The organism is Pseudomonas sp. GW822-FHT03F08, from assembly GCF_058801265.1.
In genome coordinates this window covers 55,052-75,368 of the sequence record NZ_JBXANC010000011.1, presented here as the reverse complement: position 1 = coordinate 75,368, position 20,317 = coordinate 55,052, and the positions used below count along the sequence as shown (strand labels likewise).

15 protein-coding genes are annotated in these 20,317 nt (G+C 60.8%); 8 read left to right on the top strand and 7 right to left on the bottom strand.

Going from position 1 to position 20,317, the window contains the following annotated elements; translation table 11 throughout:
• Nucleotides 1–157 precede the first annotated feature (157 nt).
• On the top strand, nt 158–838 hold the full coding sequence (locus AC1RME_RS25000; protein WP_096822076.1) for a heavy metal response regulator transcription factor: 681 nt from the start codon (nt 158–160) through the stop codon (nt 836–838).
• A complete protein-coding gene (locus tag AC1RME_RS24995) occupies nt 838–2,178 on the top strand; it encodes a heavy metal sensor histidine kinase (RefSeq protein WP_493091881.1) in 1,341 nt (446 codons plus the stop codon). Before AC1RME_RS25000 ends, AC1RME_RS24995 begins: the two co-directional genes overlap by 1 nt.
• 30 nt (nt 2,179–2,208) lie before the next feature.
• Here the strand turns inward: AC1RME_RS24995 and AC1RME_RS24990 are convergent, their stop codons facing one another.
• From AC1RME_RS24990 to AC1RME_RS24980, 3 genes are all read right to left on the bottom strand, one after another.
• Entirely contained in the window at nt 2,209–3,453 is a 1,245-nt protein-coding gene (locus AC1RME_RS24990; RefSeq protein WP_096822078.1) for a lipoprotein-releasing ABC transporter permease subunit, read from the bottom strand.
• A gap of 63 nt (nt 3,454–3,516) precedes the next feature.
• Complete coding sequence (lolD, locus tag AC1RME_RS24985; RefSeq protein ID WP_169844077.1) at nt 3,517–4,200, bottom strand: lipoprotein-releasing ABC transporter ATP-binding protein LolD; 684 nt, start codon at nt 4,198–4,200, stop codon at nt 3,517–3,519.
• Nucleotides 4,201–4,207: 7 nt separating this feature from the next.
• Complete coding sequence (locus AC1RME_RS24980; RefSeq protein ID WP_096822079.1) at nt 4,208–5,458, bottom strand: lipoprotein-releasing ABC transporter permease subunit; 1,251 nt, start codon at nt 5,456–5,458, stop codon at nt 4,208–4,210.
• Nucleotides 5,459–5,552: 94 nt separating this feature from the next.
• Here AC1RME_RS24980 and AC1RME_RS24975 point away from each other — a divergent pair, with 94 nt between their 5' ends.
• Together AC1RME_RS24975 and AC1RME_RS24970 are read left to right on the top strand one after the other, a co-directional pair.
• Nucleotides 5,553–6,134, top strand: a complete 582-nt coding sequence (locus AC1RME_RS24975) for a PilZ domain-containing protein (protein ID WP_096822080.1) — start codon at nt 5,553–5,555, stop codon at nt 6,132–6,134.
• A gap of 13 nt (nt 6,135–6,147) precedes the next feature.
• The gene (locus AC1RME_RS24970) at nt 6,148–6,870 is read left to right on the top strand and encodes a glycerophosphodiester phosphodiesterase (RefSeq protein ID WP_096822081.1); all 723 of its coding nucleotides are present in this window, start codon (nt 6,148–6,150) and stop codon (nt 6,868–6,870) included.
• A gap of 42 nt (nt 6,871–6,912) precedes the next feature.
• Here the strand turns inward: AC1RME_RS24970 and sthA are convergent, their stop codons facing one another.
• Nucleotides 6,913–8,307 (bottom strand): Si-specific NAD(P)(+) transhydrogenase, encoded by a 1,395-nt coding sequence (gene sthA, locus AC1RME_RS24965; protein WP_007984277.1) that lies wholly within the window; start codon nt 8,305–8,307, stop codon nt 6,913–6,915.
• Between the two features lie 197 nt (nt 8,308–8,504).
• Nucleotides 8,505–9,554 (bottom strand): FAD:protein FMN transferase, encoded by a 1,050-nt coding sequence (locus tag AC1RME_RS24960; protein WP_096822082.1) that lies wholly within the window; start codon nt 9,552–9,554, stop codon nt 8,505–8,507.
• 75 nt (nt 9,555–9,629) lie between these two features.
• Here AC1RME_RS24960 and AC1RME_RS24955 point away from each other — a divergent pair, with 75 nt between their 5' ends.
• The gene (locus AC1RME_RS24955; protein WP_096822083.1) at nt 9,630–10,922 is read left to right on the top strand and encodes an MFS transporter; all 1,293 of its coding nucleotides are present in this window, start codon (nt 9,630–9,632) and stop codon (nt 10,920–10,922) included.
• Between the two features lie 65 nt (nt 10,923–10,987).
• On the opposite strand, the gene AC1RME_RS24950 is transcribed toward AC1RME_RS24955, so the two are convergent.
• A complete protein-coding gene (locus AC1RME_RS24950; protein WP_096822084.1) occupies nt 10,988–12,451 on the bottom strand; it encodes a glyceraldehyde-3-phosphate dehydrogenase in 1,464 nt (487 codons plus the stop codon).
• 354 nt (nt 12,452–12,805) lie between these two features.
• Between AC1RME_RS24950 and mfd the strand changes: the two genes are divergently transcribed.
• The 3 genes from mfd to AC1RME_RS24935 are packed head-to-tail and all read left to right on the top strand — an operon-like array spanning nt 12,806 to nt 19,534.
• Nucleotides 12,806–16,255, top strand: coding sequence for a transcription-repair coupling factor (gene mfd / locus AC1RME_RS24945; protein WP_096822085.1), 3,450 nt, complete (start codon nt 12,806–12,808; stop codon nt 16,253–16,255).
• A 10-nt stretch (nt 16,256–16,265) separates the two neighbouring features.
• Nucleotides 16,266–16,832 (top strand): CsiV family protein, encoded by a 567-nt coding sequence (locus AC1RME_RS24940; RefSeq protein ID WP_096822086.1) that lies wholly within the window; start codon nt 16,266–16,268, stop codon nt 16,830–16,832.
• An 11-nt stretch (nt 16,833–16,843) separates the two neighbouring features.
• Complete coding sequence (locus tag AC1RME_RS24935) at nt 16,844–19,534, top strand: DEAD/DEAH box helicase (RefSeq protein ID WP_096822087.1); 2,691 nt, start codon at nt 16,844–16,846, stop codon at nt 19,532–19,534.
• 42 nt (nt 19,535–19,576) lie between these two features.
• Here the strand turns inward: AC1RME_RS24935 and AC1RME_RS24930 are convergent, their stop codons facing one another.
• Nucleotides 19,577–20,314, bottom strand: a complete 738-nt coding sequence (locus AC1RME_RS24930) for an S-methyl-5'-thioinosine phosphorylase (protein ID WP_085733486.1) — start codon at nt 20,312–20,314, stop codon at nt 19,577–19,579.
• Between the last annotated feature and the right edge of the window lie 3 nt (nt 20,315–20,317).

The following is a 20,317-nucleotide window of genomic DNA, read 5'->3' as shown; positions in this document are numbered from 1 at the left end:
TCATACTCCAACTAGATAAGGTTCAGCCTGTGGGAAACTTTAGCCCGCCCGCGCTGGCAGCTACCTGACAGCCAGATTACAACTTTGTCAGGTTGGTCTGCATAACCACCGCCCACGGTATAACGCCCTTGTTCTGTCTATTTGAGCTCCACACCCCATGAAACTGCTGATCGTCGAAGACCAACCGAAAACCGGCCACTACCTGCGCCAGGGCCTGACCGAGGCCGGCTTCAACACCGAGTTGGTGGCCGACGGCACCACCGGACAGCAACTGGCCTTGAGCGGTGACTATGCCTTGTTGATCCTCGATGTGATGCTGCCCGGTCGCAACGGCTGGCAGATTCTGCAAGCGGTGCGCGGTGCCGGGCTCGAAACCCCGATCCTGTTTCTGACCGCCAAAGACACCGTGGAAGACCGGGTTCATGGCCTGGAACTCGGCGCCGACGATTATCTGGTCAAGCCGTTCGCCTTCTCCGAACTGCTGGCCCGGGTGCGCAGCCTGTTGCGACGCGGCAGCGCCATTCCGCAGGAAACCTGCCTGCAACTGGCCGACCTGCGTCTTGACCTGATTCGCCGCCGCGTCGAGCGCAGCGGTCAACGCATCGATCTCACCGCAAAAGAGTTCGCGCTGCTGGAAATGCTTCTGCGCCGCCAGGGTGAAGTGCTGCCTAAATCCCTGATCGCCTCCCAGGTCTGGGACATGAATTTCGACAGCGACACCAACGTGATCGAAGTGGCGATTCGTCGGCTGCGCCTGAAGATCGATGACGACTTCCCCGACAAGCTGATTCACACCGTGCGTGGCATGGGTTATGTCCTTGAAGAGCGTGCCGACTGATGCGCCGCCTGTCACTCGGCAGTCGGCTGGCGTTGCTCTTCGCCGCCTGTACCGCGACGGTGTCGCTGGTGGCGGGCGTGGTTTTCAATCGGGCCAGTGAGGCGCATTTCATCGAGCTCGATCAGCAACTGCTCGAAGGCAAGCTGATCAATGTGCGTCAGACACTGCTGGGTGATGGTGACGCCGCGCATATCACTGCTGAATTGAGCCAACAGGGCGATGTTACCCTGCGCATCAGCAGCCCTGAGGGGCAACGCTGGTTCGGCCGCTCCCTGCAAATGCCGGCGAACCTGCCGAAGCAGTCCGGCCTGGCCACCATCAACGACAACGGCACGGATTATCGCCTGCTCAACGCTCCGCTCTACCCGGAACAAACCGATTCGCCACAGTTGACCCTGCTGCTGGACATCACCCACCACCAGCACTTCCTGCAACGCATGCAGCATCTGATCTGGCTGACCGTCGGTCTTTCGGCACTGGCGACCGCACTGCTCGGCGCCTGGGCAGCGCGCAGCGGATTGCGCCCACTGCGACGCATGAGTGCCGTCGCGCGCGGGATTTCGGCGCAATCGCTCAATGCCCGACTGCCGGAAGCGCAGATGCCTGCGGAACTCACGGAATTGGCCCACAGCTTCAACGCCATGCTCGGACGCCTCGACGACTCCTTTCAGCGTCTCTCGGCGTTCTCCGCCGACATCGCCCATGAACTGCGCACCCCATTGTCGAACCTGCTGACCCACACGCAGGTCACCCTCACCCGCCCTCGCCCACTCGAGGATTATCGCGAGGCCCTGCACAGCAACCTCGAAGAGCTGCAATGGATGGCACAACTGGTCAACGACATGCTTTATCTGGCCAAGGCTGACCACGGATTGCTGGTTCCCAAGCGCGAACCGCTGGAACTGGCAGAAGAAGCCGATGCGTTACTGGAGTTTTTCGCACCGTTGGCCGAGGACGCTCAGGTCAACCTGAGTCGTGATGGTCAGGGGCGGTTCGAGGGTGATCGCGCGATGTTGCGCCGAGCCCTGTCGAATCTGCTGGATAACGCGTTGCGCTTCACACCGGCGGCCGGCGAAGTACGCGTGCGGGTGGCCGAGCAGGCGAAGTCCTTGAGGGTGACTGTGGAAAACAGTGGCGAAGGCATTTCTTCGGATTTGTTGCCGCGCTTGTTTGACCGTTTCTACCGGGCGGACCCGGCGCGCCAGGACGGCAGCTCGGAGCATGCGGGGCTGGGGCTGGCGATTACTCAGTCGATCATCCGGGCCCATGGCGGGCAGATTCATTGCGAATCAGCTTTGGGGTGGACGCGGTTTGTGATTGAGTTGCCGAAAGACGATTGAGGCCGGCAATGCCGGCCTCAACGGGGGAACTTACGAATAGCGCAACGCGTGCGCCGGCTCGATCTTCGCCGCTCGCCAGGCCGGGTAAACGGTGGCCAGGAAGCTGAGGATGAAGCCCGCCGAGCAGATCAGCAGCACGTCGCCACCCTGCAATTCCGATGGCAGGTTGCTGACGAAGTAAACGTCGGAACTGAAGATGTGCTGACCGGAGACTCGCTCGATCCAGCCCACCAATTCAGAGACGTTCAGCGCCGCAATCACGCCGAGCACACCACCAATGATGGTGCCGACAATCCCGATCACCGTGCCCTGCACCATGAAGATCGCCATGATCTGCCGTGGCGTGGCGCCGATGGTGCGCAGGATCGCGATGTCCGCGCCCTTGTCGTTCACCACCATGATCAGGGTCGCGATGATATTGAACGCCGCCACCGCGACGATCATCAGCAGCAACAGGCCGATCATGGTTTTTTCCATCTTCATCGCACTGAACAGGCTGCCCTGGGTGTGGGTCCAGTCGTCAGCCTTGAAGTCAGTGCCAAGGCCGGTGGCGATGTCCGACGAGACCTTCGGCGCGGCGTACAGGTCTTTCACCGCCAGGCGCACGCTCTGCACCTGATTCGGTTCCCAGTGCTGCATCTGCGCGGCATCGGCGACGTGGATCAGGCCCATGGAACCGTCCAGCTCGGCGCCGACCTTGAACACACCGACCACGTTCAAACGCTGCATGCGCGGGGTAATGCCGCCCGGCGCGGTACTGACTTCCGGCACGATCAGGGTGATCTTGTCGCCGACGTTCAGGCGGAAGCGGCGGGCGGTGATCTCCCCCAGCACTACGCCGAATTCGCCCGGTTTCAAGGCGTCGAGACGGCCCTGCACGATGTGCTGCGCAACGATCGACACCTTGCCTTCCTGGGCCGGGTCGACACCGCTGATCTGGATCGGCTGCATCATGCCCTTGTAGGACAGCATGCCTTCCATTTCAGTGAACGGCACGGCGGCGGTCACTTCGGGATTCTTCAGGGCAGCGGCAGCCACCGGTTGCCAGTCATCGATCGGCTTGACGCCAACGATGGTCGCGTGGGGCACCATGCCGAGGATGCGCGAGCTCATTTCGCGCTGGAAGCCGTTCATCACCGACAACACCACAATCATCGCCAGCACGCCGAGGGCGAGGCCGATCATCGAGGTCATCGAAATGAACGAAACAAAGCGATTGCGGCGCTTGGCGCGGGTATAGCGCGTGCCGATAAAGATCGATAACGGTCTGAACATTCGCTGGGGCACCGTATAAAAATAAAAGACCCGAGGCCTTTTCAGGCATCGGGTTTCAAGCCGTCAGATGGGGGTCAGGCAACCTTCCTGCAAATGCAGGACGCGGTCCATCTGGCGAGCCAGGTTCATGTCGTGAGTCACCACCAGGAACGCCGTGCGCATCGACGTGCTGAGTTCCAGCATCAGATCCTGGATGCCTTGGGCGGTGTGGGAGTCGAGGTTGCCGGTTGGCTCGTCGAGCATCACCAGGCCAGGTTTGTTGACCAGTGCACGGGCAATCGCCACACGCTGACGCTCACCGCCGGACAGTTCGGCCGGTTTGTGCTCCAGACGATGGCCCAGACCGACTCGCTCCAGCAACGCGGTGGCGCGCTGACGCGCTTCCGGGATCGGCGTCTTGCCGATCAGCAGCGGCATGCAGACGTTTTCCAGCGCGGTGAATTCCGGCAGCAAGTGGTGAAACTGATAAACGAAGCCCAGCGAGCGGTTACGCAGCAGGCCGCGCTTCTTCTCGCTGAGAGCCGAGAGTTCTTCGCCGTCGAGCCAGACGCTGCCCTTGGTCGGCGTGTCGAGGCCACCCAGCAGGTTGAGCAAGGTACTTTTGCCCGAACCCGAGGTACCGACAATCGCTACACGCTCACCCGGATGCAACTCCAGTTGCAGACCGGCCAGTACTTCTACCGATTCCGGGCCTTCCTCGTAGGATTTGCCCAGGTTGCGGCAGCTCAAGATTGCTTTTTCACTCATGCCCGACTCACTCATAACGTAGCGCCTCCGCCGGCTGGGTGCGCGCGGCACGCCAGGCTGGATACAGGGTGGCGAGGAAACTCAGGACCAACGCAGCGGCGCAGACCATGATCACATCCTGGCTCTGCACCTGCGACGGCAGGTAATCAATGAAATACACGTCGGCGTTGAGGAATTTATGCCCGATCACGCCTTCGAGGGCCGAAATCGCTGCGCTGACGTTGAGCGCGGCAAAGATCCCGACCACGGCGCCGATGGCCGTACCGACCACACCGATCACCGTGCCTTGCACCATGAACGTGCGCATGATTGTGCCCGGCGTGGCGCCCAGTGTGCGCAGAATGGCGATGTCGCCCTTCTTGTCGTTCACCACCATCACCAGCGTGGAAATGATGTTGAACGCGGCAACCGCGACGATCAGCAGCAACAGCAGGCCGATCATGGCTTTTTCCATGCGGATCGCCTGATACAGATTGCCGTGGGTGCGGGTCCAGTCGCGGGCGTAGTAATGGTCTTCGCCGAGGCGTTGGGCGATGTTCCACGCTTCACGCGGTGCCTGGAACAAGTCGTCGAACTTCAGACGCAGGCCCTGCACCTGATCAGGCTTCCAGCGGTGCATCTTCGCCAGATCCTGCAGGTTGGTCACGCCCAGGTAACCGTCCAGTTCACCGGCGCCGACATGGAAGATGCCGACCACGGTGAAGCGCTTCATGCGCGGGAACATCCCGGCCGGCGTCACGCTGACCTCCGGTGCGACGAAGGTGATCTTGTCACCGATGCCCACGCCGAGCTTGGTCGCGGCCTTGTCGCCGATCACGATGCCGAAGCTGCCCGGCGTCAGGTCGTCGAGTTTGCCCTGCTTCATGAAGTTGTCGATGATCGAGACGTTGCGCTCCAGCGCCGGATCGATGGCATTGAGCAACACCTTGGACACCTGGCCGTTGTTGGTCAGCAGCCCCTGCATCTGGGTGAACGGCGCGACGGCCGCCACCTGCGGGTTCTGCTTGACCTTGGCGGCCAGGCTCGGCCAGTCGCTGATGGCTTCACCGGACTCGATGGTCGCGTGGGGCACCATGCCCAGCACGCGGGTGCGCATCTCATGATCGAAGCCGTTCATCACCGACAACACCACGATCATCACGACCACGCCAAGGGCGAGCCCGATCATCGAAGTCAGGGAAATGAATGACACAAAATGATTGCGACGCTTTGCACGGGTATAACGCGTGCCGATAAATACGAAGAGAGGTCTGAACATGTCGGGGCTTGTTCGGAGGGAAAAGGAACGTCCTTGTGGCGGGGGTCGATAACCAGCTTTACACTCAGACCACCGCCGCTACCATGGGTTCGCCATGTCGACATTAGATGAAGAAGATCGCCGCGAATACTACCGTATCGAGGACACGATCGCACTGGAAATTAGGCCCCTGTCCGCTCCCGAAGCCGCAGGCCAGGAAGTGTTGCAGGATGCTTCCCCGCTGTTCAATCTGCTCAGCGAACTGCACCTGAGCGAATTCGAGTCGCAGCACCTGCTGCGCCAGATCAGTGAACGTGACCGCGCCATCGCCGCGTTCCTGAAATCCCAGAACAAACGCATTGACCTGCTCAGCCAGGTGGTCGCCCTGACCGTGCTCGGCCACATCGGCGAGCCGCAGCCAGTGATCATCTCCGAGGGCGGCATCGACTTTCAGTACCCGACCCCGATCGCCACCGGCGCCCACCTGTCGGTCAAACTGGTGCTGATGCCCCAGGCGCTTGGCCTGTTGCTGCGCGCCCGGGTGACCCATTGCGACCGCAAGGGCGACGGCTACGACATCGGCACCGAGTTCGAACACTTGACCGATGCCCAGCGCCAGTTGCTCGCCCGCTATATCTTGCAAAAGCAGGCACAGGAACGACGTCTGGCCCGCGAACAGAACGAATCAGGCATTTAATTAAGGAAGAACCGTGACCCTTATCTACGGCCACCGCGGCGCCAAGGGCGAAGCACCGGAAAACACCCTGACCAGTTTTCAGGAATGTCTCAAGCACGGCGTACGCCGTTGCGAACTGGACCTGCACCTGTCCAAGGACGGTGAGCTGATGGTCATCCACGACCCGACCCTCAAGCGCACCACCGAGCGCCGTGGCAAGGTGGTCGAGCACTCTGCTGCCGATCTGGTGACCTACGACGCCCGCAAGGGTGGCCCGGGCTGGATCAAGCCGTGTCCGATTCCGACGCTGGAAGCACTGTTCGAGCAATGTGATTTCGATCACTGGCAGCTCGAAGTCAAAAGCGCTTCGCGCACCCGCGCCGCGACCACCGTGCTGGCCATCCGTGAAATGGCGGTCAGGCACGGGCTGCTCGACAAGGTGACGATCACCTCGAGTTCAAGGGAAGTATTGAAAGCTGCACTGGATCTGGTGCCCGACGTATCGCGCGGCCTGGTGGCCGAATACGCCTGGCTCGACCCGTTGAAGGTCGCTCAGAGTTATGGCTGCGAGATTCTCGCGTTGAACTGGACGCTGTGTACGCCGGAACGCCTGCAGAAGGCGCAGCGTCAGGGGCTGCACGTGTCGGTGTGGACCGTCAACGAGCCTGCGCTGATGCGCAGACTCGCCGACTTCGGCGTTGACAGCCTGATTACAGACTTTCCCGGTTTGGCCACTGCCACCCTTGGGAATAGCTGAAATCGGTCTCCCCGGCCGGCTCAGGCCACCGGCCGGAGCCCGTCAAAAAAGCCGGTTGAGGCCGTCGTACGCCGCTACCCGATAGGCTTCGGCCATGGTCGGGTAGTTGAACGTGGTGTTGACGAAGTACTTCAGGGTATTCAGCTCACCCGGCTGGTTCATGATCGCCTGACCGATGTGCACGATCTCCGATGCCTGATAACCGAAGCAGTGAACGCCCAGCACTTCCAGGGTTTCACGGTGGAACAGGATCTTCAGCATGCCTTGCGGCTCGCCGGCGATCTGCGCACGCGCCATGCTCTTGAAGAACGCCTTGCCCACTTCGTACGGCACTTTGGCCTGGGTCAGTTCCTGCTCGTTCTTGCCGATCGAGCTGATCTCCGGAATGGTGTAGATGCCGGTCGGCACGTCATTCACGAAGCGCCAGCTGCCATTGTCGACGATGCTGCCGGCCGCCGAGCGACCCTGGTCGTGGGCGGCACTGGCCAGGCTCGGCCAGCCGATCACGTCACCGGCACCGTAGATGTTCGGCACACAGGTGCGGTAGGCCTCATCCACTTCGATCTGGCCACGACTGTTGACCTTGACGCCGATGTTTTCCAGACCCAACTGATCGGTGTTGCCGGTCCGGCCGTTGCACCAGAGCAAGGCATCGGCCTTGATCTTCTTGCCGGACTTCAGGTGCAGGATCACGCCGTTGTCCACGCCTTCGACGCGGTCGTAGTCTTCGTTGTGGCGCACGGTGATGTTGTTGTTGCTGAAGTGGTAGCTCAACGCCTGGGAAATTTCCGAGTCGAGGAAGCTCAGCAACTGACCACGGTTGTCCACCAGCTCGACCAGTACACCCAGACCGCTGAAGATCGACGCGTATTCGCAACCGATCACGCCGGCGCCGTAAACGATCAGTTTGCGCGGGGTGTGGCCGAGGCTGAGGATGGTGTCGCTATCGTAGATACGCGGGTGGTGGAAATCGATGTCCGCCGGGCGATAAGGGCGCGAGCCAGTGGCGATGATGATGTGCTTGGCCACCAGTTTCTCGACCACGCCGTTGGCGCAGACCACTTCGATGGTCTGCTCGTCGGCGAAGCTGCCGGTGCCGAAGAACACGTCGACGCGGTTACGGGCATAGTAGCCGGTACGCGAAGCGACTTGTTTGGAGATGACTTTCTCGGCGCTTTTCAACACGTCCGGGAAGGAGAACCAGCGCGGCTCACCGATCGCACGGAACATCGGGTTGGTGTTGAACTGCATGATCTGCCGCACCGAGTGACGCAAGGCCTTGGACGGGATGGTGCCCAGGTGGGTGCAGTTACCGCCGACCTGACGACGGCTGTCGACCATCGCCACCTTGCGCCCTGCTTTGGCGGCGTTCATTGCCGCGCCTTCTCCCGCCGGGCCGGAACCCAATACCACCACGTCGTAGTTGTAGACAGCCATGCGTACTCCTCAGAACAGGCCGCGGTGCCAGCAGCACCGGCGGCTAAATCACGCCGAACGGCGGCGCGAAGGAACAATTGGGGGCCAGTAGAAAACCCGGACACAGTCTATAGAAGCGTCAACGCCGCGCACATTAACCCTTGGTCGCGTCGTAGGCTACTTTTGCCTGCACTACAACGCCAGTTTTCGTACTGTCTTCAGTCAACTTTTGCGCCACTGAGCCGCTCGAAAGCCTGACTGGTGCGGGTGACGAAACCTGTATCGGCACGAATCACAAAGAATGCACCAATGTCGTGTTTTTCGGCATAGTCCCAGGCCCTTTCCGGCCCGAGAATCAGCAACAGTGTCGATAGTCCATCGGCCATCAACGCTGAAGGATGAATTACCGTGACCGACGCCAGATCGTGTAGGACCGGCGCCCCGGTGCGGGCATCGAAGGTGTGGGAATAGCGCCGGCCATCCTGCTGAAAATAGTTGCGGTAGTCGCCGGACGTGGAGAGGCCATAGCCATCGACGTTGATGACGCGCTCCGCCACCTGCTGATCGTCACGGGGTTCTTCCAATGCGATGCGCCATGGCGAGCCATCGAGTTTCTTGCCGGACGCCTTGAGCTCGCCCGTGGCTTCGGCGAGGTAATCATGAATGCCCATGGCATCGAGCCGCGCGGCAATGGTGTCGACCGCATACCCGGCAGCGATGCTGTTGAAATCGACTTCGACCGCCGCGTCCTTGCATAACTGGTCGCCATCGACACGCAGATGCCGGTAGCCCACCCGTTTCTGCACTTCAGCTAGCGCCGCCTCGCTCGGGACTTTTTCCTCACGCCCCTGCGGACCGAATCCCCAGAGATTGAGCAGTGGCTCCACCGTCAGGTCGTAGGAACCTTCGCTTTGTTGCGACAGCTGCTCACCAACCCTGACCAATTCGAGGATCGGCGCCGGCATGGTCTGACAGCGATCGGCGGGCAATGCGTTGAAGCGCGAAATGTCAGAGTCCGCGCGGTAGGTAGACATCTGCTGGTCGACGTCGGCGAGGATCTTCTCGACTTCGACGCGGACATCCTGAGGGGCAGGCAGATTGGCGCGGCGCACGTACTTGATCGAATAAGTGCTGCCCATGGTCGGGCCGCCGAAGCTCTCCATCGAGTCGCCGGAGCCGCAGCCAGACAAAACACCGAGAAGAATCACGAAAACTACCCATCGTCCAGTTAACAATTCTTCATCTCCGAGCAAAACCGAGCCCGCCATTATGACCACAGAGCCCGCTAGCTCCCAAACGGATGCAACGCTTTCATACAAAATCAAAAAAGTGAGTACCTGAACATGTCCTCCACCACGGGCAAAGGCAAAGCGATTTTTCGCGTTGTCAGCGGCAATTTTCTCGAAATGTTCGACTTCATGGTCTATGGCTTCTACGCCGTGGCCATCTCCAAGACCTTCTTCCCCACCGACAGCGCCTTCGCCTCCCTGATGCTCGCACTGGCAACGTTCGGCGCAGGCTTCCTGATGCGTCCATTGGGGGCGATTTTCCTCGGTGCCTACATTGACCGTCACGGCCGTCGCAAAGGCCTGATCATCACCCTCGCGCTGATGGCGGCCGGTACGGTGCTGATCGCCTGCGTGCCGGGCTACGCCACCCTTGGCGTTGCCGCGCCGCTGATCGTGCTGTTCGGCCGATTACTCCAGGGCTTCTCGGCCGGCGTGGAACTGGGCGGTGTGTCGGTGTACCTGTCAGAGATCGCCACGCCTGGCCGCAAGGGTTTCTTCGTCAGTTGGCAGTCCGCCAGCCAGCAAGCGGCGGTGGTATTCGCCGGTCTGCTCGGCGTCGGCCTCAACCACTGGCTGAGCCCGGAACAGATGGGCGACTGGGGCTGGCGTGTGCCGTTCCTGATCGGCTGCATGATTGTTCCGGTGATCTTCGTCATTCGTCGTTCCCTAGAGGAAACGCCGGAATTCCAGGCACGTAAACATCGCCCTACCCTGCAGGAAATCGTTCGTTCGATCGGTCAGAACTTCGGCATTGTCATCGCCGGCATGGCGCTGGTGGTGATGACCACCGTGTCGTTCTACCTGATCACCGCCTACACCCCGACCTTCGGCAAGGCGGAACTGCACCTGTCGGACTTCGATGCGTTGCTGGTGACGGTGTGCATCGGACTGTCGAACTTCTTCTGGCTGCCGGTGATGGGCGCGCTTTCTGACAAGATCGGTCGCAAACCCCTGCTGCTGGCGGCGACGATTCTGGCAATCCTGACCGCCTACCCGGCGCTGTCGTGGCTGGTGGCGAACCCGAGCTTCAGCCATTTGCTGATCGTCGAATTGTGGCTGTCGTTCCTGTACGGCTCGTACAACGGCGCGATGGTGGTAGCGCTGACCGAAATCATGCCGGTAGAAGTTCGTACGACCGGCTTCTCACTGGCCTACAGCCTGGCGACCGCAACCTTCGGTGGATTCACGCCAGCCGCCTGCACTTACCTGATTCATGTGCTGGACAACAAGGCGGCACCGGGGATCTGGCTCAGCGGTGCAGCGGTGCTGGGATTGATCGCGACGCTGGTGCTGTTCCATGGCAACAAGCACGAACTGCGCACGGCACAAGCCGCCATCCCTAACTGACCTGAGTCGCGCACAAACAAAAACGCCCCGACCAAAGTCGGGGCGTTTTCATTTGCAGCTAAGGCTTAGCGCGGGAAGGCTGGCGGGTTTACACCGGCCATGTCTTCCATCACGCGGATCACCTGGCAGCTGTAACCGAACTCGTTGTCGTACCAGACGTACAGAACAACGCGGTTATCCTGGGTGATGGTCGCTTCAGCGTCGACAACACCGGCGTGGCGCGAACCAACGAAGTCGGTCGAAACCACTTCCTGGGAATTGACGAAGTCAATTTGCTTGTGCAGATCGGAGTGCAGCGCCATGTAGCGCAGGTACTCGTTCATCTCTTCACGGGTAGCAGCTTTCTCAAGGTTCAGGTTGAGAATGGCCATCGACACGTTTGGCGTCGGAACACGGATCGCGTTGCCGGTCAGCTTGCCGGCCAGCTCAGGCAGGGCCTTGGCAGCAGCGGTGGCAGCACCGGTCTCGGTGATTACCATGTTCAGCGCGGCGCTACGACCACGGCGATCGCCCTTGTGGAAGTTGTCGATCAGGTTCTGGTCGTTGGTGTACGAGTGAACGGTTTCGACGTGGCCGTTGACGATGCCGAACTTGTCATTCACAGCCTTCAGCACCGGCACGATGGCATTGGTGGTGCAGGAAGCAGCGGACACGATCTTGTCGTCAGCAGTGATTTCGCTGTGGTTGATACCGTGAACGATGTTCTTCAGCTTGCCTTTGCCAGGCGCGGTCAGAACAACGCGGTCGATACCCGGGCACTGCAAGTGCTGACCCAGGCCATCGGCATCACGCCATACACCGGTGTTGTCCACCAGCAGAGCATCTTTGATGCCGTACTGGGTGTAGTCCACTTCGGTAGGGTTTTTCGCGTAGATAACCTGGATCAGGTTGCCGTTGGCGGTGATGGTGTTGTTTTCTTCGTCGATGGTGATGGTGCCGTTGAACGAACCGTGTACCGAATCGCGACGCAGCAGGCTGGCGCGTTTGGTCAGGTCGTTTTCGGCGCCTTTGCGCACCACGATGGCACGCAGACGCAGGCCGTCGCCGCCACCGGTTTTTTCGATCAGGATGCGCGCCAGCAGACGGCCGATACGACCGAAGCCGTAAAGCACAACGTCAGTGCCTTTGCGGGCCGAAGCGTTCTGCTGGCCAACCACGTCAGCCATTTCTTCACGAACGAATTGCTCGGCGGTACGGCCGTTGCCTTCGTTGCGGAATTTGAACGCCAACTTGCCCAGGTCTACCGAAGCCGCGCCGAGCTTGAGCTCGCTCATGGCCTTCAGCAGAGGGAATGTTTCGTGGACGGAGAGTTCGCTATCGTCGGAAGAACGATGGCGAGCAAAGCGGTGAGCTTTGAGAATCGCGATGACAGACTGGTTGATCAGGCTGCGGCCATAGATCGAGCTCACCACGTTGTTATTGCGGTAGAGCTGACCGATAAGCGGAATCATCGCTTCTGCGAGTGCTTCACGGTCGATCCATTCACCAAGACACTGGTCGGGCTTCTGAGTCACGGGAACCTTCCACATGTAGGGGCAGAAAAAAGGGGCTACATTATGCCGCCGAGAAGCTCTCGTAGCAATGCGCGCTTGTCGCGCAAACGGTAACAAAATTCCGTCCAAAAAAATAACGCTCTCCGCCAGCCCAGTAAAACCGGGGCTTTCAGCGCAGTCAGTTTTTCGACGACTGTTAGACGATGTCTGTAACCCTCCGTAACACCGCCCACTTTCGGCACTACATAATCGTCAAAAAAGTGCTCGTTTTTATGGTTACCACTACATTTCGCTGAAACAGCGCAGATAGACGCAGTCTGCAACTGACAGGCGGCACCGGACGCCGCTACAATTACCGACTTTGTCGCAACGCCTGGAGCTCAACCTTCCGTGCCTGTTCTGCGTCTACCGCTTCTCCCTGCCGCGGCAGGTAAACAGCATTGGGGCAATCTGCCCGGTGCCGCCCTGAGCCTGGCCATTGCCGAGGCTGCCAGCGCTGCCAAGCGCTTCACGTTGCTACTGACCGCCGACAGCCAGAGTGCCGAACGGCTGGAGCAGGAGCTGAGCTTCTTCGCCCCGGATTTGCCCGTTCTGCATTTTCCCGACTGGGAAACCCTGCCCTACGACCTGTTCTCGCCGCACCAGGACATCATCTCCCAGCGCATCGCCAGCCTTTATAGACTGCCGGAACTGGAACATGGCGTGCTGGTGGTGCCGATCACCACGGCCCTGCATCGCCTGGCACCGACCAAGTTCCTGCTGGGCAGCAGCCTGGTGCTGGATGTCGGACAGAAGCTCGACGTCGAACAAATGCGCTCGCGGCTCGAAGCCAGCGGCTATCGCTACGTCGACACGGTTTACGAACACGGCGAATTCACCGTACGCGGTGCACTGATCGACCTGTTCCCGATGGGCAGCAAACTGCCGTATCGCATCGATCTGTTCGACGACGAAATCGAAACCTTGCGCACCTTCGACCCGGAAAACCAGCGCTCCATCGACAAGGTCGATTCGGTCAAGCTGCTGCCGGCCAAGGAATTCCCGCTGCAGAAGGACGCGGTCACCCGCTTCAAGGCGCGCTTTCGCGAGCGCTTCGACGTCGATTTCCGACGCTGCCCGATCTTCCAGGATCTGAGCAGCGGCATTACGCCGGCCGGTATCGAGTACTACCTGCCGTTGTTCTTCGAAGAGACCTCGACCCTGTTCGACTACCTGCCCCAGGACACCCAGGTGTTCTCGCTGCCGGGCATCGAGCAAGCGGCGGAAAACTTCTGGAACGACGTGCGCAATCGGTATGAAGAACGCCGCGTCGATCCATCGCGTCCTTTATTGCCGCCGGCCGAACTGTTCCTGCCGGTGGAAGACTGTTTCGCCCGCCTGAAGAACTGGCCGCGAGTGGTCGCCAGTCAGCAGGACGTGGAAACCGGTGCCGGCCGTGAGCGCTTCCCGGCGCAGGCCTTGCCGAATCTGGCGATCGAAGCCAAGGCCACGCAACCGCTGGCCGCGCTTTCCGCCTTCCTCGACGAATTCCCGGGGCGCGTGCTGTTCACCGCCGAATCCGCCGGCCGTCGCGAAGTGCTGCTGGAATTGCTGGAACGCTTGAAGCTGCGACCGAAAACCGTCGACAGCTGGCCGGACTTTGTCGCGAGCAAGGATCGCCTGGCGATCACCATTGCCCCGCTCGACGAAGGACTGATGCTGGACGACCCGGCGCTGGCACTGGTCGCGGAAAGCCCGCTGTTCGGCCAACGCGTGATGCAGCGTCGTCGTCGCGAAAAACGAGCCGACGCCAACAACGACGCGGTGATCAAGAACCTCACCGAGCTGCGCGAAGGTGCGCCGGTGGTGCACATCGACCACGGTGTCGGTCGCTACCTGGGCCTGACGATTCTGGAAATCGACAATCAGGCCGCGGAATTCCTGACCCTCGAATACGCCGAGAACGCCAAGCTTTACGTGCCGGTGGCCAACCTGCATTTGATCGCCCGTTACACCGGCAGCGATGATGCACTGGCGCCGCTGCACCGCCTCGGCTCCGAGACCTGGCAGAAGGCCAAGCGCAAGGCTGCCGAGCAAGTCCGCGACGTGGCTGCCGAACTGCTCGACATCTATGCCCGTCGTGCTGCCCGCGAGGGTTACGCGTTTGCCGATCCGAAAGCCGATTACGCGACCTTCAGCGCCGGCTTCCCATTTGAGGAAACCCCGGACCAACAATCCACCATCGAAGCCGTGCGCGAAGACATGCTCGCGCCGAAACCGATGGATCGACTTGTCTGCGGCGACGTCGGTTTCGGCAAGACCGAAGTGGCCATGCGCGCCGCGTTCATCGCCGTGCACGGCGGCAAGCAAGTGGCGATCCTGGTGCCGACCACCCTGCTCGCCCAGCAGCACTACAACAGCTTCCGCGACCGCTTCGCCGACTGGCCGGTGACCGTGGAAGTGATGAGCCGCTTCAAATCGGCCAAGGAAGTGAACGCCGCGGTGGCCGAACTGGCCGAAGGCAACATCGACATCGTCATCGGCACCCACAAGCTGCTGCAGGATGACGTCAAGATCAAAAACCTCGGGCTGGTGATCATCGACGAAGAACACCGCTTCGGTGTCCGTCAGAAGGAACAGCTCAAGGCCCTGCGCAGCGAAGTCGATATCCTCACGCTGACCGCCACGCCGATTCCGCGCACGCTGAACATGGCGGTGTCGGGCATGCGCGATCTGTCGATCATCGCCACGCCGCCGGCGCGACGCCTGTCGGTGCGCACTTTCGTCATGGAGCAGAACAAGAGCACGGTCAAAGAGGCCTTGCTGCGTGAGCTGCTGCGCGGTGGTCAGGTCTATTACCTGCACAACGACGTGAAGACCATCGAGAAATGCGCCGCCGAACTGGCCGAACTGGTGCCGGAAGCGCGAATCGGCATCGGCCACGGACAGATGCGTGAACGCGAACTCGAGCAGGTGATGAGCGACTTCTACCACAAGCGCTTCAACGTGCTGATCGCCTCGACCATCATCGAGACCGGCATCGACGTGCCGAGCGCCAACACCATCATCATCGAGCGCGCCGACAAGTTCGGCCTGGCGCAGCTGCACCAGTTGCGCGGCCGTGTTGGCCGCAGTCACCACCAGGCTTACGCCTACCTGCTGACACCGCCACGCCAGCAGATCACCGGTGATGCGGAAAAACGTCTGGAGGCGATTGCCAATACTCAGGATCTGGGCGCGGGCTTCGTACTGGCCACCAACGACCTGGAAATCCGTGGCGCCGGCGAACTGCTGGGCGACGGACAGAGCGGGCAGATTCAGGCGGTCGGCTTCACGCTGTACATGGAAATGCTCGAGCGCGCGGTGAAGTCGATCCGCAAGGGCGAACAGCCGAACCTCGATCAACCGCTCGGCGGCGGCCCGGAAGTCAACCTGCGGGTGCCGGCGCTGATCCCGGAAGATTACCTGCCGGACGTGCATGCACGCTTGATCCTCTACAAACGCATCGCTTCGGCCACCGATGAGGAAGGCCTGAAGGATCTGCAAGTGGAGATGATCGACCGCTTCGGCCTGCTGCCGGAACCGACCAAGAACCTGGTGCGCATCACGGCGCTGAAATTGCAGGCCGAACAGTTGGGCATCAAGAAAGTCGATGGTGGCCCGCAAGGCGGACGCATCGAGTTCGCGGCACAGACGCCGGTCGATCCGATGACCCTGATCAAACTGATCCAGAGTCAGCCAAAACGCTACAAATTCGAAGGCGCCACCATGTTCAAGTTCCAGGTGCCGATGGAGCGCCCGGAAGAGCGCTTTAATACTGTGGAGGCGCTGTTCGAGCGCCTCATCCCGAAAACTGCTTGAAGGACGCCGCATGCGCCTGTTTCGCTCTCTGACTTTGCTACTGACTCTGGTAGCACCCTCGGTGTTTGCCGATGACCTGTATCAGGTCGAAATGATTCTGGTGCGCCAGAACGCCGTGCCGGCCATCGTCAGCCGTGCCGCCCCCGAAGACTGGGCCGCAGGCGCCCAACGCCTGGGTGATGACAGCAAGCGCACCACAGCGCTGAACGACGTCGCCACCAAACTCACCGCCAGCGGCGAGTACAGCGTGCTGATGCACAAAGCCTGGCAGCAGACACTGGGCGAGACGCCGGCGAAGGTCGCGGTCAGCGAAGGTCAGGAGCAGTTCGGCCAGTTCCCCATCGAGGGCACGATCGAAATGAAGCTCGGGCGCTTCACCGACGTGAACGCCGACTTCTGGGTCAACCAGATCGACGCCAACGGCATGGTCACCGCCAGCGAACGCCTGAAACAGGAAAGCCACACCAAAAACGGCCAGCTCAACTACCTGGACAACGGCCACCTGGCCCTGCTGATCAAGATCACTTCACTGACGGCGCCTGCGCCTCGGGAAGCGCCTGAAGTCGTACCGGACTGATTGAAGTCCTTATGTCCCCGCCTCTGAGTAAACCGCTGGCCTCCTCCTGGGTCAGCCGATTCAAGGAACAAAGCCTGGAGCGTGGCCGCCGCTACGCGCTGGAAAACCGGGTGCGGATCGTGCAGGTCGGCGATGCGACCATTACCGCCAGTTGCGAAGGCTCTGGCGGCAACATTTATCGTCAGACGATTCATCTGCGCGAGTCGGCCAAAGGCACACTGCTGATGGTCGACGCCACGTGCACCTGCCCGGTTCACAGCAACTGCAAGCACTGTGCGGCGGTCTTGCTACAAGTGCAGGAAACCCTCGAATACCCCGCCGCCGCCAAAGACGCCGAACTGCTGGAAAAACTCCAGGCCGTGCTGGAAAACCGCAGCCCCAAGGCGCCGCCGCAAGTACTGGTGGACAACGTGCAACCGGTGCCGCGCCTGTGGCTGGCCAGTGTCGAGTTCAGCGCGTTCGAGCCGCGCAACGGCAAGATGCAGCGCTACATCCAGCATCGTGCCGCGCTGTCTTTCAGCTACCTCGACGAATACGTCAGCGGCCAGAAAAACAGCGACATCCTGATTCGCCAGGAAGCACAGACCCTGCGGGTCAAACGCCATCCTGACGTCGAGCAAAGCTACCGCGAGCAACTGCGAATTCTCGGCTTTCGCATCGCCACCCGGCAGAGCAAAGCCCTGCCGGAAAGCGCGGGCGAACTCTATGAAATGGTCAATGACAGCGCCTGGCTGACGTTTACCCTGAACGACCTGCCGAAGCTGCGCACCCAAGGCTGGGAATTGCTGGTCGATGATGAATTCGGCTTCGACCTGACAGCCGTCGATGACTGGTATGCCACGGTCGAGCAGACCCCGGAACGCGACTGGTTCGATCTTGAGCTGGGCATTATCGTCAATGGCGAACGCCTCAGCCTGCTGCCGATCCTGCTCAACCTGATGCGCTCGCACACGGAAATCCTCAACCCCGAACGCCTTGCCCGGCGACGGGACGATGAGTTGATTCTGGTGAACATCCCGCAACGCAACAGCGAGCACGGCCCCTTGCAAGTCGCCCTGCCCCTCGGCCGATTGAAACCGGTGCTGGCGACGCTGGGCGAGTTCTATCTGCAAGAGCCGGGCGAAACCACCCTGCGCCTGAGCAAGGCTGACGCCATCCGCCTCAACTCGCTGGAAGGCATCCCCCTGCTGTGGGAGGGCGGCGAGCAGATTCGCAGCTTCGCCCAACGCCTGCGCGATATCCGCGACTACAGCGCCGAGGCGCCGGAAGGGCTGAACGCGACACTGCGGCCTTATCAGCTCGAGGGCTTGAGCTGGATGCAGTCGCTGCGGCAACTTGAGGTTGGCGGAATTCTCGCGGACGACATGGGCCTGGGCAAAACCCTACAGACCCTGGCGCACATTCTCAGCGAGAAAAACGCCGGACGCCTGGATCGCCCCTGCATGGTGGTGATGCCCACCAGCCTGATCCCCAACTGGCTGGACGAGGCGGCGCACTTCACACCTCAGCTCAAAGTCGTTGCCCTGTACGGCGCCAGCCGCAAAAAGCATTTCGAGCATCTGGCCGATTACGACCTGATCCTCACGACCTATGCGCTGCTGCCCAAGGATGTCGAGCGCCTCGCACAGCAACCGCTGCATGTATTGGTGCTGGATGAAGCGCAATACATCAAGAACCCGAACAGCAAAGCCGCCCAGGCGGCCCGCGAACTGAACGCCCGCCAACGCCTGTGCCTCAGCGGTACGCCGCTGGAAAACCACCTGGGCGAGCTGTGGTCACTGTTTCACTTCCTGCTGCCCGGCTGGCTCGGCGACGTCAAAAGCTTCAATGCCGATTACCGCGTGCCGATCGAAAAACGCGCCAGCGAAGTCAGACTTCAGCACCTCAACGGTCGGATCAAACCGTTTCTGCTGCGCCGCACCAAGGAACAGGTCGCGACCGAGCTGCCGCCGAAAACCGAGATCATCCACTGGGTCGATCTCAACGAGGCCCAGCGCGACGTGTACGAAACCATGCGCCTGGCCATGGACAAGAAGGTTCGCGACGAGATCACCCGCAAAGGCGTGGCGCGCAGTCAGATCATCATTCTCGAAGCCCTGCTCAAGCTGCGTCAGGTCTGCTGTGACTTGCGCCTGGTCAACGACGCCACCCTGCCCGCTCGCGGCAGCACCTCAGGCAAGCTCGACAGCCTGATGGAAATGCTCGAGGAGTTGTTTGAGGAAGGACGGCGAATTCTGCTGTTTTCGCAGTTCACTTCGATGCTGTCACTGATCGAGGATGAACTGAAAAAACGCAACGTCGCCTATGCGTTGCTGACGGGACAGACTCGGGATCGGCGCACGCCTGTGAAGGAATTCCAGAGCGGCAAGCGTCAGATCTTTCTCATCAGCCTGAAGGCTGGCGGCGTCGGTCTGAACCTGACGGAAGCAGACACAGTGATTCACTACGATCCGTGGTGGAACCCGGCGACCGAGAATCAGGCAACTGACCGTGCGTATCGCATAGGTCAGGAGAAGCCGGTATTCGTCTACAAGATGATTGCCCGGGGGACGGTCGAGGAGAAGATTCAGCATCTGCAGAAGGAAAAGTCTGACCTGGCGGCCGGCGTGCTGGATGGGCGCAAGGCCGGGGACTGGAAGTTGCAGAGTGATGATATCGAGGCGCTGTTTGCGCCGTTGCCGGACAAGTTTGAAAAGCGCTGAGATCCTCAGCGCCTGTTCGTTCGAGTCACTCCGGAGCCAGACTCAGCCCTTGAGTACCCGCGCCAACGTCGACTTCACCTTGCCCATGCCGTCATGCAGCGCCTGCTCGATCTCGGCCATGGTGATCACCGCCGTGGTCTTGCCCGCCGCCGGGTTCACCACCAGCGACAGACAGGCGTAATCCAGATCCAGCTCGCGAGCCAGTGCCGCTTCCGGCATGCCGGTCATGCCAACGATGTCGCAACCATCGCGCTCCAGACGCACGATCTCGGCCACGGTTTCCAGACGCGGACCCTGAGTGCAGGCGTAAACGCCTTGATCGCTGTATTCGCAACCTTCGGCGGCCAACGCAGCAATCAGTTGCTGACGCAGTGGCTCGCTGTAGGGAAAGCTGAAGTCGATATGCGTGACATGTTCCAGGTCATCGGCGAAATAGGTGTGCTCGCGACCGCTGGTGTAGTCCACGATCTGATGCGGCACGCAGAAATGTCCGGTACCCATTGCAGGATGGATCCCGCCCACGGCGTTGACCGCAATGATTGCTTCGGCCCCGGCCTGCTTCAACGCCCACAGATTGGCGCGGTAGTTGACCTTGTGCGGCGGGAAGCGATGCGGGTGACCGTGGCGAGCCAGGAACAGCACTTCCTTACCGGCGTATTCGCCAATCTGGACTTCGGCCGATGGCGCACCATAAGGCGTATCCACCGCCAGCGACTGACGAATGCTCAGACCTTCCAGCTGGGTCAGGCCGGTGCCACCGATGATTGCGTAAACCGTCATAGC

Excerpts from the sequence above, each read along its gene's own strand:
- AC1RME_RS24955 (WP_096822083.1), top strand. The coding sequence starts at position 9,630 with ATGTCCTCCACCACGGGCAAAGGCAAAGCGATTTTTCGCGTTGTCAGC.
- sthA (WP_007984277.1), bottom strand. The coding sequence starts at position 8,307 with ATGGCTGTCTACAACTACGACGTGGTGGTATTGGGTTCCGGCCCGGCG.
- AC1RME_RS24975 (WP_096822080.1), top strand. The coding sequence starts at position 5,553 with ATGTCGACATTAGATGAAGAAGATCGCCGCGAATACTACCGTATCGAG.
- AC1RME_RS24935 (WP_096822087.1), top strand. The coding sequence starts at position 16,844 with ATGTCCCCGCCTCTGAGTAAACCGCTGGCCTCCTCCTGGGTCAGCCGA.
- AC1RME_RS24950 (WP_096822084.1), bottom strand. The coding sequence starts at position 12,451 with ATGTGGAAGGTTCCCGTGACTCAGAAGCCCGACCAGTGTCTTGGTGAA.
- AC1RME_RS24980 (WP_096822079.1), bottom strand. The coding sequence starts at position 5,458 with ATGTTCAGACCTCTCTTCGTATTTATCGGCACGCGTTATACCCGTGCA.
- AC1RME_RS24990 (WP_096822078.1), bottom strand. The coding sequence starts at position 3,453 with ATGTTCAGACCGTTATCGATCTTTATCGGCACGCGCTATACCCGCGCC.
- AC1RME_RS25000 (WP_096822076.1), top strand. The coding sequence starts at position 158 with ATGAAACTGCTGATCGTCGAAGACCAACCGAAAACCGGCCACTACCTG.
- lolD (WP_169844077.1), bottom strand. The coding sequence starts at position 4,200 with ATGAGTGAAAAAGCAATCTTGAGCTGCCGCAACCTGGGCAAATCCTAC.
- AC1RME_RS24995 (WP_493091881.1), top strand. The coding sequence starts at position 838 with ATGCGCCGCCTGTCACTCGGCAGTCGGCTGGCGTTGCTCTTCGCCGCC.
- AC1RME_RS24940 (WP_096822086.1), top strand. The coding sequence starts at position 16,266 with ATGCGCCTGTTTCGCTCTCTGACTTTGCTACTGACTCTGGTAGCACCC.
- AC1RME_RS24930 (WP_085733486.1), bottom strand. The coding sequence starts at position 20,314 with ATGACGGTTTACGCAATCATCGGTGGCACCGGCCTGACCCAGCTGGAA.
- AC1RME_RS24960 (WP_096822082.1), bottom strand. The coding sequence starts at position 9,554 with ATGGCGGGCTCGGTTTTGCTCGGAGATGAAGAATTGTTAACTGGACGA.